Genomic DNA, 13,477 nt, shown 5'->3' on the forward strand with positions numbered 1-13,477 from the left:
TGCGGGCGGCCATGCGGCCTTGCGAACCCTGCCGGGTTCGAACTGGCTCGGTCCGCCAACGGACGGACCGCAACCGCGCCCGGCGCTTGAGGGTCAACAAACAAAATCAACTCTTCAAGATCGGCATCACCAATGGCGGCGCGGTGAGGCTGTCTGAGCCTACGAGCAGGTCGAGCGCTTTGTGCACGCAGCGCTCCTGCCCCTCATGCGTGACCATCGCGACCAGCACATCGTCGCCCTGCGAAGGACGCCCCTTTTGAATGAGGCTCTCAATTGAAACATCGCCGTCGCGCATCGCCGCTGTGATCTCGGCCAGAACGCCGGGGCGGTCGGCCACGGTGAAGCGCAGATAGGTCCGCTCCATTCGGTGGCCGGGTTCGGCTGGCGCGAGCTTTTTGAGCTGATCGGCAGGCACAGAGAACGGCGCACCAGTGTCGCCGCGCGCAATATCAATAAGGTCCGCCACAACAGCGCTCGCCGTGGGGCCATCGCCCGCGCCTGCGCCCTGAAACAGCAGCTCGACCGGAGAAATTGCCTTCCGCAACCACGGCATTGGTTGGCCCATCAACCGGGGCGAGTGGGTGATCCTTAGGCACGAGGCAAGGGCGAACCCGCTGGAGCAAATGCGGCGCGTCGGCCTCGCCGCCATCGACATCGGCCTGCGCGATCAAGCGGATGACATAGCCGAGCGCATCCGCCTGAGCGATGTCGGCGCTGCGCACTTGAGTGATGCCGGTCGTGCGCACCGCGTCAAAATCTACCTCCGCGCCAAAGCCAATACCGGCCAAAATCGCAAGCTTATGGGCCGCGTCCACGCCTTCGATATCGAAGGTCGGATCGGCTTCGGCATAGCCCAGCTTTTGCGCCTCGGCCAAGGTCTCGCCAAAGTCGGCGCCGGTCTGCTCCATCTCTGACAGGATGTAATTGCAGGTGCCGTTGAGAATGCCGTAGATCCGGGTGATGGCATTGGCCGCCGCGCCTTCACGCAGGCCCTTCACCACCGGAATGCCGCCCGCCACGGCAGCTTCAAACTTGAGCGCAGCAGCGTTGTCATCGGCCAAAGTGGCGAGTGCCATGCCATGATGCGCAATCATCGCCTTGTTCGCGGTGACAAAGCCTTTGTCGCCTTCGAGAGCAGACTTCGCCAGCGCCAAGGCCGGGCCGTCAGAACCACCGATCAGCTCGACCACAACATCAACGTCAGCCGCGCTGCTCATCGTCATCATATCGTCGGTCCAGCTGTACGCCGACATATCAATGCCGCGATCCTTGTGCCGGTCGCGCGCGCTCACGCTGGTCACTTCGATACCGCGCCCCGCGCGCGCTGCGATCAGATCGCGATTGGTTTCAAGCAGGCGAATCACGCCCGCGCCCACTGTGCCCAAACCGGCGATTGCAATGCGTAATGGCTGCTGTGTCTGCGCCATGCTCAACGCTTCCCTTCAAGATTCCGCGCGCCCACCGACCCCTTCGGTTAAGCATTTGCGTCGCGCATCGCTGTAGCCGCCGCGAAATGCAAACTGAAAGCAGTTTGTCTTGGGCAGGGTCAGCCTAGACTTTAGAGTCAGGGCCCTAGCTGGTGGTGATTTGGCGGTTGCACGGTCCGAGCTGCGACAGGATGAACCCATAGTCCGCCGCAGCCAGTCGCCGGGCCGAGGGATCGCGCGACAAATTGGCCGAGCTTGGCAATTCGCGCGGCAGGGCGCAGGCGAGCCGGTACCAGCGCAAAGTGTTCGGCTGAGGCGCGCGCGCTGACGAATCGATAATCTCTCCCCAGGACACGCCCCAGACCGGGCTTTGGCCCGGACGGCGCAGCACGGTGAGCGAAACCGGCGAGCGGTCGGTGGTCTCAAGGAAAATCTGCGTTTCCGATTCGCCCACCAGATTGCCCGCCACCGCCAGCGCATCGCGCACCCCGGTGACCGTCGCAGGCGCATCGGCCGCGACCAATTGCGTCAGGATCGGGCGCAGGCGCGCCTCCAATTCCGGGGTGTAATCAAGCTGAGCGCCCTTACCCACCAATTGCACTGCGCCAGGACGGCCCGGGACGCCGCGCGCAAACAGCAGTATCTCGCGCTTTTTTAGTTTCGGCGGCTTACCTTTGGCGGTCAGCGGCACATCCACCAGATAATTGAGCGATTCGCCGATTGAGGTGCGGCCTGACAGCAGGGCGATGGTCTCTGCCTCGATATAAAGGCGCGCGAATCCGGGTGCGAGACCCGGCGCGCGTTCCGCTTCAACAGCGATTTGTCGGCGAATTTTTGCGCGAATGACGAGGTCAGACCGGTCAGCCAGCGTTGTCAGGTCCGCAAAAGTTGCAATTTCGCTTTGCGGCGCGACAGCTTCTTGCGCCAGCGCCGGAACGGGGCTTACGATAAGACCCAGCGAGAGCGCCATAGCACTGATTTTGTTTGTTAAAAATTGGTTAAACATTTGATCAGTCCGTATACCTAAAACGCGTTAAATCGCGAGCCAATTGCGCCGGGCCGTTCCACCCCCGCGACACTGAATCGGCCCTGAATGGATAAAGGGTTTGATTGCCCAACGCATGACCGTTAAAGCCTGCGATCACCCAAAGCGAGGATGGGGACATAGTCGCTTTTGGTCACGGCTGTAATGTGCGGGAGAATTCACATTGGCAGCCAGTCGGGTGAAAAAACCTGTTCCCATATTGGGATGGTATGAGATAACGAGTTTCATTCGCAGTGCAGACTGCGCATGAGGAGCGGACCGGTTTTTGCCGGTTGAAATGACGGAGAGAAAGCAACTGGATGGCCTACGCTGACCAACAGATGAGCAATAACAGGATTATTGCTCTGATCATCGTGGCGATAATTCATGTGGCTGTCGGCTACATGCTGGTAACGGGCTTGGCCATTTCGGCGGTCAAGAACGTTGTTGAGCGTGTGACCACAATCGACATTGAGGAACCACCACCCCCAGAACCAGAAGACGAGCCGCCACCCCCTGAGCCTCAGGATGTCGCGCCTCCTCCACCGGTAGCACCGCCGCCGCCGATCAGTGTGGCAACATCGCCGCCGGATGTTCAAACGCAGCAGACTATTCCGCCACCTGCACCGCCAGCGCGCGTAATTCCGCCGCCTGCACCGGTTGCACCTCCAGCGCCGCCGCCGCCGCCGTCACAAGCGCGCGGAGCGACGACCCGGAACGAGGGACGCTGGGCACGCCGGATCCAGGAAAACTATCCTTCACGCGCGCTGCGTGAAGAAGTTGAAGGAACCGTGGGTGTCGCTGTGACTGTTACGGCTAACGGCCGGGCGACTGGATGCTCTGTAACGGCTTCCAGCGGATCGAGCGTGCTCGATCAGGCTGCCTGCCGCGGGATGGAACGCTATGCGCGCTTCAACCCAGCACTCGATGCTGCGGGCAATCCCACAACTGGCCGCTATTCGACACGGATTACCTACCGTTTGAACTAAGATTTATAATTCGGCCATGATCGAGATAACGTCATGGTTCGGGGACTTTTAAAGAGGACTTTTCGCAATGATTATTCAACTTCTTGCTGGCGCCGCTGAAGCAGCTCCGGAAAACCAGTTTGGCTTTGTAAAAGCCATGGAAGAAGGCGGCCCTGTCGCTTGGTTCATTCTGACTGTGATGATCATTATGAGCGTTGGCTCATTCTACATCCTCATCACCAAGCTGCTTGAGCAGAACAAAGTGATGAAGCAAGCCAAAGGCCTGCAAAACTTCTGGCGCACCAACTCGTTGAAAGAAGGCGCGACCAAGCTTGAGAAGAACAGTGCATGGCGCCAGGTCGCAGACGATGCGATCACCGCTGAAGAAAAGCACGCCAAAATGACCGACAGCCTCGAAGCGCATGATTACATGCATGGTTCGCTTCAGCGTTCAGAAGATTCGATCAACTCGAAGCTTGCTGGCGGCCTGCCGTTCCTCGCATCCGTGGGTGCAACCGCACCGTTTATCGGTCTGCTCGGTACGGTGATCGGTATTTACCGCGCTCTCATTAACATCGGTATCGCTGGTTCGGCATCGATCGATAAGGTTGCTGGTCCAGTTGGTGAAGCCCTGATCATGACCGCGATTGGTCTGCTCGTGGCTGTTCCTGCCGTGCTTGCGTTTAACTGGCTGCAGAGCCGTAACCGCCGCATCGCTGAGCTGCTCAACAGCTTCTCAACCGACATTCTGGCCTACATCAGCTCAGATGGCGCGGTTAAGCCAAACGTTGCACCGGTTGCTAAGAAGCCAGCTGCTGCAGCTAAGCCTGCTGCGAAGCCTGCCGCTGCCCGGTCCTAATCGTATCGCGTGACGGGAGGCCATGCTCTCTGGCCAATGCGCCAGAGACCGGCCGCCCCCACGCTAACCGCTCGGTTAAGAGCAAGATACGATTACCAGCCCGGATTTTCGGGCGAAGTTTAGGATAGGAATACACAATGGCGATTTCGATGGGAGGGGGTGAGACCCCCATGTCAGAGATCAACACCACGCCCCTCGTGGACGTGATGCTGGTTCTTCTGATCATCTTCCTTATCGCGGTTCCAGTGGCGATTCAGACGATCGAAAAACTCGAAATTCCAGTTTTCGAGTCGCTCGAATCCGATGACAAGGTGGAAAACCTGCTGCTAACGGTCAGCACGACCGATGGCGCTGGCAACAGTGCAGGTGAGCCTGGATTTGAAGGCGCTGCCCGTCAGGGTGAGTGCCGGGTCTATTTCAACAACATCACTCCAGTGACCTCAGAAGAGCTGTACGACCGGGCGTTTGAACGCCTTGACGCAATCGTTCAGCGCGCTGGCGGCGTGGAAGCGATCATGGAAGACCCAGATCAGATCCCACAGGTTCACATTCGCGGCGACGTGAATGCACCTTGGCGCTGTATCGCAGGCGCGATCTATAACGTGCAGGCTGCTGGTTACCCAACGGTCGGCTTCATCTCGAACCCGGTCGATCCAAACGGCTAAGCCGACCAGAAAGAACTAGGAGATAACCTATGGCAATGGCTGGAGGCGCAGACGACGGCGAACCGATGATCGCAATGAACATGACGCCGCTTATCGACGTTTTGCTCGTGCTGCTGATTATGTTCATCATCACCATTCCGGTGGCGACCCACTCGGTTGATATCGATCTGCCGCAACCTTCTGAGACGGATACTCCGCCGCCGATCGATCCGATTAAGAACAAGCTGGTCCTGACACAGGGCGGCGAAATTCTTTGGAATGCGGTTCCGATCTCGCAAGGCGAGCTGGTTTCCAATCTGCAGCAATCGCTGACCTTCGCGGTTGAGCCTGAGCTGCAGTTCGAACCAGAACCGCTTGCCGGCTATGAGCTAACAGCACGTGTGCTGCAGATCATCAAAGGCTCGGGGATCACCAAATTCGGTTTTGTCGGCAACGAGAAATACCGCACATTTGGCACCGGCGGACCGCCAGTTGGCGGATCGCAGTAACGATCACGCGATCATACAGAAACTCGAAGAGGGCGGGCTGCATATGCGGACCCGCCCTTTTCTTTGGGCGGTTGCCAAGGCGACCAGGGCAGAGAGACGCACAGACCTCGAAGGCGCTCAGCGTCGCGACGTGAGCTGAGCGCAGAACCACGCAGCCTGACATAGGCGCGCACCCCAGCACCCCGACACATGACCCAATGAAAGCTCCAAACAAGGTACGCGTTTGGTAACTTAATTGTTATGATATATAGTCTTAAGCCTAACGCGAACATTGAACGGAAAAGCACCCACCGCAACGCACACATCACCCAACCAAGCCATCATCACAAAGGAGATGAACCCATGCCAATGACCCTGCGCCGCCCGAACGGATTTGCGAGCCGCAAAGAAAACATGGGCGAGATGAACGTCACCCCCTTTATCGATGTGCTCTTGGTTTTGCTGATCATGCTGATGCTGGCGATTCCCATTCAGACCAACACCACTGAGGTCGACCTGCCGGCGGGGCCATGTGTGGACTGCACCGCCAATCCGAAAATCAACATCGTCCATATCGACGCCTCGGACCAATTGTTCTGGAACGGTGAGGCCGTGGACCGCAAAAGACTGCGCGCATCACTGGAGCTCGCGAATGCCATGCCAGAGCAGCCGCAGCTGCGCTTCGATCCGGATGCCTATGCCAGCTATGACCAATCCTCGCGCACCATCGCGCTGATCAAAGACAGCGGCGCGACCAATTTCGCCTTTGTCGGCAATGAGCGGCACAAGGATTTTGTGCGGTGATCGGCATGCTTGCAGCATTCCTCACAGAGGCCAGCTGACCGCAATTTGATCGATAGCCGAGCTTAGATTTAGCTCGTGAGAGGCCGCTGCGGCGTCTCAGGCGTGCGGCTTGTAAATGAGGATGGTCGTCACCATATTGTGACTATCGAGAGCACGTCTTTATGCGCCTCTTCGACTGAGAGACAATTGCGCTCCCGCATTTGGGGACACGCAAATTGAGCTTCAACAAACTTCTCTACAACCATCAGATTGCCTTGATGAAGGCCGCATCCGCAGGCCTCGCGCCTGCGCAATGCGCGTGCGTCAATCAGCATGAAATCTTGCTTCACAAGGCGCGGCAGCAATTCGGCGTGGCGCAATATCCCATCGCAAGCATCAAGGCCTCTAACCCGTCCACCTCCTATTCCAGCGCTGACCAAGGAGCCTCAAGATGACGCCGATTATCGAGGAGCGGATTGCGCATGGCCGCGGCCAAGGCATTTTTGCGGTCAGTCCGCTCAAGAGAGGCGCAATTCTGTATTTGGGGATCCTGGATAACAGGCCAATCACCAATCACTCGCACGCCTCGCAGATCAGCAAGACGCAATTCGGTTTCCACCTGGGCTTGAGCTCTAAATTCAACCATTCGTGCAACCCCAATTGCGGCATCGTGCTCAACGCATCCGGCGGCCATAACATCGTTGCAATGTGCGACATCGCGGCCGCCGACGAGGCGACGTATGATTATGCCATGCGCAATTATAGAATCGAACATTTCGCCGGAGCCTGTGCATGCGGGAGCGCGAATTGCCGAGGGTCTATCACTGGCTGGCAAGATCTGCCTCAGCAGAGAAAGGACGATTACGCAGGCTTCGTCGCCCCCTATCTGATCGAATTGGATCTGGAGAACGCCGCAATCGCGCAGCAGGCACGCTCCGCTAATCGCCTCGGCGCAGCCGTGCTGCATGAGTAACCCCGGCGCTGATGACACGGTTCCATTCCGCTTACGGGCCAGCGTGCAAGCGAGCGCCTAACCGCCCAACCCCCTCGGATTTGCGCCTTGAGTAGGAACAACCAGCATGACTTCAGACAGATTTCTTCCCCGCTGCCACCCGCATATGCTGGGCGATGAAGGCAGCATCGATATTTCTCAATGTGAGGCACTGATGCAAGATATGGCTGAACTGCGTGAGATGGGCATCACTCTGACGCTTGTCGGAAGCTATGCGGTTGGCGATTATCGATACAGCAATCTTAGCGACGCGCTGGCACAAGCGCGCGGAGGCAATTCGCCCTAGCTGAGCATGAGGCATACAGAGATGGGAGGCGATGCGCGCCTTGCGGGAATAGTCTGCAAATTTATCGCAAGCAGACTGGTCGTTTTGTAGCTGGCCCACCTGCTCCTAGTTCTCCAGCGGCTTACCGGCCACAGCCCCTTGCAATCGGCGACTGTGTCATCTTGGCCTCCGCAAGACCAATTGGGAAATCGACGTGGCTCGCAAACATGCGACTAAAAACCTGGTGGGCGTAGCTGCGACATTGCTCGCCGCCTTCCAGAGCAAAACCTGAAGCGCACCCCTGAACACGCCGTTTTCAATGCAGCTCAATCTCTACCTTATGCCCAGGCTTGAATTGAAAATTGCAAAAAAGTCACTAGATGCAATCTATGCAATTTCAATTTGTCCAAAATGGTCACTCCTAAAGAGTACGCCGAGGCGTTGGCTGAGATCGCGGTTGTTGACGGCAAAATTGGTCAGCTCGAAGCACGTGACGACATAACAAACGATGATCCTATGGGCCTGAAAAAGGCGGCGGAGATGCGGGCCCTTATCAAGCAACGCGATTCCCTTCAGAAACGCATCGCAAACGTGCTCGCCGAATTGATGGAAGATCCAAGGTTCAGCCGATTGCATCGGTCAGGCGATTGATCGACCGCAATTGGGTCGGTTTTGACAGGCCGCTTTTGCCGCTTACCCAATCCAGAAGCCCTAATCCCCCTCCAGCGGCTCATCCACCCTCATCGCCTCGCCGGCCAGCGTCTCTGCCTCCAACAGCAGTTCGTCGTCCACCGCTCCCTGCGGCACAGCTTCGCGTCCGATCATTGTCATCACCGGCACGGCCAGCGGGCTGACGCGGTCGAGTTCGACATGCACCAATTCTCGCTCTGAACGCTCCAGCAAATCCGCGAGCCGCCCGACGTCCGTCATCCGCGCGCGGGCATCGGCCCAGGCTGCCTCCAGCAGCACGTGGTCCGGCTCATATTTCTTCAGAACGTCGTAAATGAGGTCGGTTGAGAAGGTGACCTGCTTGCCAGTCTTGCGCTTGCCGGGATGTTGGCGCTCCACCAAGCCGCTGATCACGGCAACCTCGCGGAAAGCGCGGCGCAGCAGGTGGGATTCCTGCACCCAATCGACAAATTCATCGGTCAGAATATCGGGTGAGAGCAGCGGCGCGGGGTTTTTCACTGGTTTCAGACCCCACACGCCGAGCGAATAATCATTCGCCACGAACCCGCCGGGTGCGAGGCCCAAATCCTCCATCCGCCGCGTGATCAGCATGCCCAGGCTCTGGTTCGCGTTCCATCCTTCAAACGTATAATAGACGCTGTAGTGCTTCTTCGCGTGGGGAAAGCTTTCGACCAGCAGCTTACCCGGCCCCGGCATTTCGCTGCGCCAATCCTGCACCTCCAGCCATTCGCGCACATCATCAGGAAAACGTGCCCAGCTGACCCGGTCGGTCAGCATTTGCTGCACGCGGCTCGCCAAATGGGTGGTGAGCGGCAGGCGCAGGCCGCCATAGCTCGGGATGGTCGCGGATTTCTTGGCTGCGCGCACGACCACATCCATATCCTTGAGGCTCTCCACCTCCAGGCTCATGCCCGCAAAGAAGAACGTATCGCCGGGCGAGAGCTGAGCAGCAAAGCGCTCCTCCACCTTGCCGAGCTTGCGGCCGTTCTTGAACCGCACCATCAGCATTTCACTATCGACAATGATCCCGGCGTTCATCCGGTGGCGCTGGGCATGGCTGGGATGGGTCAGCCGCCACGTCCCCTCGCCAAAGGGCAGTTTTGCAAGCGGCTTATCGCGCGTGATCCGCTTGAACTTGTCATAGGCTTTGAGCGCATAGCCGCCGTTCTCGACAAAGCTCAGCACGCGAGCGAGCGCGGCCTCATCGACCCAGGCATAAGCGAGGCTGCTGCGGATTTCGGCGAGCAAGTCATCTTCGCGAAAATCGCCCGCACAGGCGCAGGCGATCGCATGTTGGGCGAGTACGTCGAGGCCGCCTGCACGAAAATCTTCGCCATCGCGCTGTCCCGCATCCACCGCATCCTTGGCGGCGGTCGCTTCCAGAAATTCAAAGCGATTGCCGGGCACCAGGATCGCGCGGCTAGGCGCATCGAGCCGGTGATTGGCGCGGCCAATGCGTTGGAGCAAGCGCGAGCTGCCCTTGGGCGCGCCCATTTGCACCACGCAATCGATATCACCCCAATCGACGCCCAGATCGAGGCTGGCGGTGCACACCAGGCCGCGCAGGCGCCCCTGCGCCATTGCATCCTCAACCTTGCGCCGAGCCTCTTTCGACAGGCTGCCGTGGTGCACACCGATTGGTAGATTGTCCTCATTCACATCCCACAGACATTGGAAAATGAACTCCGCGAGAAAACGCGTGTTGGTGAAGACCAGCGTCGTCTTATTCGCTTTGATCTGCTCGTAAAGCTGATCCACCGCCCAGCGCCCGGCATGGCCGCCCCACGGCACCCGCGCATCAATCGGCAGCAGGATTTCGACCTCCGTGCGGCGCGCCATCCTCGCCCAGCACCAGCTCCGCCGCCGCGATCTCGCCCGTGCCATCATCGGCTTGGGGGCGAGCCATTCGCGAAAGGCCAGCGGGTTTGCGAGCGTCGCCGACAAAGCGACCCGCTGCATATCGGGCGCGAGTGTCTGGAGCCGCGCCAAAGCCAATGCGAGCAGGTCTCCGCGCTTGCCCGTGGCGAAGGCATGAACCTCGTCGATCACCACCCGCTTTAGGCCGCGAAACAGCTCCAGACTTTCCGGATAGGACAGCAGCAGAGAAAGGCTCTCCGGCGTGGTCAGCATCACATGCGGCGGCTTGGTGCGTTGGCGCTTCTTCTTGTCAGAGGAGGTATCGCCGCTGCGCGTCTCGACCACGATGTCGAGGCCGATTTCCTCCACCGGGGTCAGCAGATTGCGCTGCACATCATGGGCCAGCGCCTTGAGCGGCGAGACATAGAGCGTGTGCAGTCCCTCTGGCGGCTTGGCGCCATTCAGGGCCGAAGGCGCAAAGGCCGCCAATGTCGGCAGGAACCCGGCCAGCGTCTTACCCGCGCCGGTATCCGCCACCAGCAGTGCATGATTGCCCGCCTCAGCCTGCGCCAACATGTCGAGCTGATGCCGCCGCACACGCCACCCGCGCGCATCGAACCACGCCTGGATCTCAGTTGGAAGCGTTGAGGAAGGCGCGCTGGCTGTCACGCCTCACACAATGGAGATCGGCGCGCCCTCTCGCAAGCGCGGATCAGAACGGTGAGCCGCCGCCCGGGCTTGGCGGCTGCACGGTGTCAGCCAGCTCGTCCTCGGACAGGCCGAGCAATTGCGCCATGCGGGCCCGCTCATCAGCGCTTAGGTCTTCGTAAGAGCGCTCTGCGGGAAGCTCCGCCATCTTCTCAGACACACGCGCTTCTATATCGGCGAATTGCCCCATCATCGCCGGCATCGCCTCCATGCTGGCCGACATCACCTGCGGATCGGTGAACAAGGCCATGGTCTGCTGCGCGTAAACCTCACCAGTTGGCGTCGCGTAGAAGGCCGAGATATCGGCCAGCTGATCAGCGGTGAAGCGCACGGCATAAGCGCGCGCCATGCCTTGGCGAAAACCCGGCTCGATCAGGGTGGCTACCTCGGTCATCATCTCGCCAAACACGCCGCCCATCGCCTCGCCGCGCTGCTCAAATCCGGGATCGAGCAAGGCCACCAGCTCGCTGCGCTCCTCCGCGCTTAAGGCCTCTACCTTGGCCGGATCGGTCGCCAGCCGAGTGGACAGCATCATCTGCGCGCCCGTCTCGCCGCTGAACATCGCCATGATCGGGGCAAAGGTGTCGCCCATCATATCGCTCATCAGTTCCGCATAGAAACCCTCGGGCATCATGGTGTCGACAATCGCCTCCGCCGCGGGCAAACGTGCCTCTTGCTCCGCCGTCAGCGGCTCTGCCTGGAACATGCCCGTCAGCGCGCCCATGGCCTGCTCCAGCTCTTCTGTCGTCGGTTCAGAAGAGGTTGCATCCTGAGCCGCGAGCGGGGCGGCGAAAGCCAGGCTGGCAGCGCTGAGTGAGAGAGCAATGTGCTTAAACGGGCGCTTCATGGGTTCGTCCTTGTGCTTCTGATGGGGCCAAATTCGTGTGATCGCACCTCTAATGCCCCACGCTTTCGCCGCGTTCCAGTCCTGATAGCGCCAATTGCTCGTCGATCTGCGCGATCAGGCGCTCCAAGCCTTCCTCGGTGTCGCTTTCCGCGCGGGCGACCAGAACGTCCTGTGTGTTTGAGGCGCGCAGCAGCCACCAGCCATCGGCCGTGTTCACGCGCACGCCGTCGGTTGCATTGACCTCTTCGACGCCGGGGCCGGGATTGGTCGTCATCCGCTCGCTGATTTCGGCCATGGCGGGGAATTTGCGCACTTCATCCACTTGGAAGCGCATCTCTGGCGTGTTGAGCATATCGGGCATTGCGCCGCGCAGTTCCGTGACCGATTTGCCGAGTCGCGCAGAGGCCGCGATCAGCCGCAAACCGGCGTATAGAGCATCATCAAAGCCGTAATATGTGTCGGCAAAGAACACATGGCCGCTCATTTCACCGGCCAGAGGAGAGCCCGTCTCCTTCATTTTGGACTTAATCAGGCTGTGCCCGGTCTTCCACATCAGCGGCTGTCCGCCATGCGCCGCGACATGATCAAACAAAGCGCGGCTGGCCTTCACATCGGCAATAATCGTCGCATTCGCGTGGGTTTTGAGGACATCCTCGGCATAGATCATCAGCAATTGATCGCCCCAGATCACCCGGCCCGAACCGTCGATCGCGCCAATCCGGTCACCGTCGCCATCGAAAGCCACACCAAAGTCGAGGTTCTTCTCCGCGACCAGCGCGCGAAGATCGGCCAGATTGGCTTCCACAGTCGGATCAGGGTGATGATTGGGAAAATGTCCATCAACGTCAGTAAACAGCAGATGATGTTCTCCGGGCAGCCGCGCGGCCAGCGCCTCCAAAGCGGGCCCAGCGGCGCCATTGCCAGCGTCCCATCCGACCTTGAGGTCAGCGAGGGCTTCCCCCTCGATCCCGGTGACAGCCTCGAGCAAGCGCTCGACATACTCGCCGAGGATATCGCTCTCGCTGACCTCCCCGTTTCCGTCGGCCCAGCGGCCAGCGGCGGCCATTTCGCCGATCGCCAGGATGTCTTTTCCAAAGAACGGACGCCCTTGAAATACCATTTTGAAGCCATTGTAATTGGCGGGATTGTGGCTGCCAGTTATCTGTATGCCGCCATCAATCTGTTCGGATGACGCCTCAGCATAGTAAAGCATTGGGGTGGCGCTCATCCCGATCTTTACAACGTCGCAGCCGCTGGCTGTTAGCCCTTCGGAAAGGGCGTGTTCGAGCATGGGTGAGCTGACCCTCCCATCGTAGCCCACCGCCACCGTTTTGCCGCCCGCCTCGCGCAGCATGGTGCCAAAGCTGCGCCCGATGGCCCGCGCATCATCCGCGCCCAGCGTCTCACCAATGATCCCGCGAATGTCATATTCACGCAGGACCGTGGAATGAAATTGGTGGCTCATGAGAAGGTCATCCTGAATGGGTTTGGGGTGGTTGATTGAGTGATGGGCGGAAGCGCGCTTTAAAGCTCGTTATCCTGTCACGCGGCTCCATCATCAGCGGGCATCACTCGGGCGGGGTTTCAGCAGTGTCATCGTCATCGCGCGCCTTCACCGGCACGGGCCCGGGCAATTCTTCATACAGCAGATCGCGCGCTGCATTCGCCTCATAAACTTGCTCGGCCGAGCCGCCTTTGTCGGGATGTACGACCGCAAGCAGGCGCTTATGCGCGGCGGCAATCTCTTCGTAATTGGCGTCCGCGCTGACCCGCAGCAATTGCCGTGCTTTGGCGAGCTCCTGGTCCTTGCCAGAGGGGCCCTTCGCCAGCTCCCATGGCCATTTGCCCAGCCCCCAACGGAACAGGACGCAAATCAGCACAAGAATGACGGCGATCTTTAGCATG

At 59.5% G+C, this 13,477-nt stretch carries 13 protein-coding genes and 1 pseudogene; 8 read left to right on the plus strand and 6 right to left on the minus strand.

What is annotated here, in order from left to right; genetic code table 11:
* Positions 1-106: 106 nt before the first annotated feature.
* Positions 107-1,427 (minus strand): annotated as a pseudogene (locus tag AC0V6U_RS13360) (homoserine dehydrogenase).
* Positions 1,428-1,572: 145 nt separating this feature from the next.
* Positions 1,573-2,397, minus strand: a complete 825-nt coding sequence (locus tag AC0V6U_RS13365; RefSeq protein ID WP_486169494.1) for a hypothetical protein — start codon at positions 2,395-2,397, stop codon at positions 1,573-1,575.
* A 374-nt stretch (positions 2,398-2,771) separates the two neighbouring features.
* Here AC0V6U_RS13365 and AC0V6U_RS13370 point away from each other — a divergent pair, with 374 nt between their 5' ends.
* The 8 genes from AC0V6U_RS13370 to AC0V6U_RS13405 all read left to right on the plus strand — a co-directional run bounded on the left by AC0V6U_RS13370 (position 2,772) and on the right by AC0V6U_RS13405 (position 8,121).
* Positions 2,772-3,440 carry an energy transducer TonB gene (locus AC0V6U_RS13370; protein WP_472643635.1) on the plus strand — a complete coding sequence of 223 codons (669 nt, stop codon included), beginning with the start codon at positions 2,772-2,774 and terminating at the stop codon, positions 3,438-3,440.
* A 67-nt stretch (positions 3,441-3,507) separates the two neighbouring features.
* Complete coding sequence (locus AC0V6U_RS13375) at positions 3,508-4,278, plus strand: MotA/TolQ/ExbB proton channel family protein (RefSeq protein ID WP_472643636.1); 771 nt, start codon at positions 3,508-3,510, stop codon at positions 4,276-4,278.
* 137 nt (positions 4,279-4,415) lie between these two features.
* Positions 4,416-4,943 carry an ExbD/TolR family protein gene (locus AC0V6U_RS13380; protein WP_472640337.1) on the plus strand — a complete coding sequence of 176 codons (528 nt, stop codon included), beginning with the start codon at positions 4,416-4,418 and terminating at the stop codon, positions 4,941-4,943.
* A gap of 29 nt (positions 4,944-4,972) precedes the next feature.
* On the plus strand, positions 4,973-5,431 hold the full coding sequence (locus AC0V6U_RS13385; RefSeq protein ID WP_472643637.1) for an ExbD/TolR family protein: 459 nt from the start codon (positions 4,973-4,975) through the stop codon (positions 5,429-5,431).
* A 342-nt stretch (positions 5,432-5,773) separates the two neighbouring features.
* The gene (locus tag AC0V6U_RS13390; RefSeq protein WP_472643638.1) at positions 5,774-6,214 is read left to right on the plus strand and encodes an ExbD/TolR family protein; all 441 of its coding nucleotides are present in this window, start codon (positions 5,774-5,776) and stop codon (positions 6,212-6,214) included.
* A 430-nt stretch (positions 6,215-6,644) separates the two neighbouring features.
* Positions 6,645-7,166 carry an SET domain-containing protein-lysine N-methyltransferase gene (locus AC0V6U_RS13395; protein WP_472643639.1) on the plus strand — a complete coding sequence of 174 codons (522 nt, stop codon included), beginning with the start codon at positions 6,645-6,647 and terminating at the stop codon, positions 7,164-7,166.
* Between the two features lie 106 nt (positions 7,167-7,272).
* Complete coding sequence (locus tag AC0V6U_RS13400; RefSeq protein ID WP_472643640.1) at positions 7,273-7,491, plus strand: hypothetical protein; 219 nt, start codon at positions 7,273-7,275, stop codon at positions 7,489-7,491.
* Positions 7,492-7,872: 381 nt separating this feature from the next.
* A complete protein-coding gene (locus AC0V6U_RS13405) occupies positions 7,873-8,121 on the plus strand; it encodes a hypothetical protein (RefSeq protein WP_486169495.1) in 249 nt (82 codons plus the stop codon).
* 60 nt (positions 8,122-8,181) lie between these two features.
* On the opposite strand, the gene AC0V6U_RS13410 is transcribed toward AC0V6U_RS13405, so the two are convergent.
* The 4 genes from AC0V6U_RS13410 to AC0V6U_RS13425 all read right to left on the minus strand — a co-directional run bounded on the left by AC0V6U_RS13410 (position 8,182) and on the right by AC0V6U_RS13425 (position 13,476).
* Positions 8,182-10,686, minus strand: coding sequence for a ligase-associated DNA damage response DEXH box helicase (locus AC0V6U_RS13410; RefSeq protein ID WP_472643642.1), 2,505 nt, complete (start codon positions 10,684-10,686; stop codon positions 8,182-8,184).
* 43 nt (positions 10,687-10,729) lie between these two features.
* The gene (locus AC0V6U_RS13415) at positions 10,730-11,572 is read right to left on the minus strand and encodes a DUF2059 domain-containing protein (RefSeq protein ID WP_472643643.1); all 843 of its coding nucleotides are present in this window, start codon (positions 11,570-11,572) and stop codon (positions 10,730-10,732) included.
* 49 nt (positions 11,573-11,621) lie between these two features.
* Positions 11,622-13,037, minus strand: coding sequence for a phosphoglucomutase/phosphomannomutase PgmG (pgmG, locus tag AC0V6U_RS13420; protein WP_472643644.1), 1,416 nt, complete (start codon positions 13,035-13,037; stop codon positions 11,622-11,624).
* Positions 13,038-13,140: 103 nt separating this feature from the next.
* A complete protein-coding gene (locus AC0V6U_RS13425) occupies positions 13,141-13,476 on the minus strand; it encodes a J domain-containing protein (protein WP_472643645.1) in 336 nt (111 codons plus the stop codon).
* Between the last annotated feature and the right edge of the window lies 1 nt (position 13,477).

It is taken from the genome of Erythrobacter sp. W36 (genome assembly GCF_057364935.1).

What these genes read in the sequence shown, in the direction of transcription:
- AC0V6U_RS13425 (WP_472643645.1), bottom strand. Translation starts at nt 13,476, where the DNA reads ATGCTAAAGATCGCCGTCATTCTTGTGCTGATTTGCGTCCTGTTCCGT.
- pgmG (WP_472643644.1), bottom strand. Translation starts at nt 13,037, where the DNA reads ATGAGCCACCAATTTCATTCCACGGTCCTGCGTGAATATGACATTCGC.
- AC0V6U_RS13365 (WP_486169494.1), bottom strand. Translation starts at nt 2,397, where the DNA reads ATGGCGCTCTCGCTGGGTCTTATCGTAAGCCCCGTTCCGGCGCTGGCG.
- AC0V6U_RS13370 (WP_472643635.1), top strand. Translation starts at nt 2,772, where the DNA reads ATGGCCTACGCTGACCAACAGATGAGCAATAACAGGATTATTGCTCTG.
- AC0V6U_RS13385 (WP_472643637.1), top strand. Translation starts at nt 4,973, where the DNA reads ATGGCAATGGCTGGAGGCGCAGACGACGGCGAACCGATGATCGCAATG.
- AC0V6U_RS13400 (WP_472643640.1), top strand. Translation starts at nt 7,273, where the DNA reads ATGACTTCAGACAGATTTCTTCCCCGCTGCCACCCGCATATGCTGGGC.
- AC0V6U_RS13415 (WP_472643643.1), bottom strand. Translation starts at nt 11,572, where the DNA reads ATGAAGCGCCCGTTTAAGCACATTGCTCTCTCACTCAGCGCTGCCAGC.
- AC0V6U_RS13375 (WP_472643636.1), top strand. Translation starts at nt 3,508, where the DNA reads ATGATTATTCAACTTCTTGCTGGCGCCGCTGAAGCAGCTCCGGAAAAC.
- AC0V6U_RS13395 (WP_472643639.1), top strand. Translation starts at nt 6,645, where the DNA reads ATGACGCCGATTATCGAGGAGCGGATTGCGCATGGCCGCGGCCAAGGC.
- AC0V6U_RS13380 (WP_472640337.1), top strand. Translation starts at nt 4,416, where the DNA reads ATGGCGATTTCGATGGGAGGGGGTGAGACCCCCATGTCAGAGATCAAC.
- AC0V6U_RS13390 (WP_472643638.1), top strand. Translation starts at nt 5,774, where the DNA reads ATGCCAATGACCCTGCGCCGCCCGAACGGATTTGCGAGCCGCAAAGAA.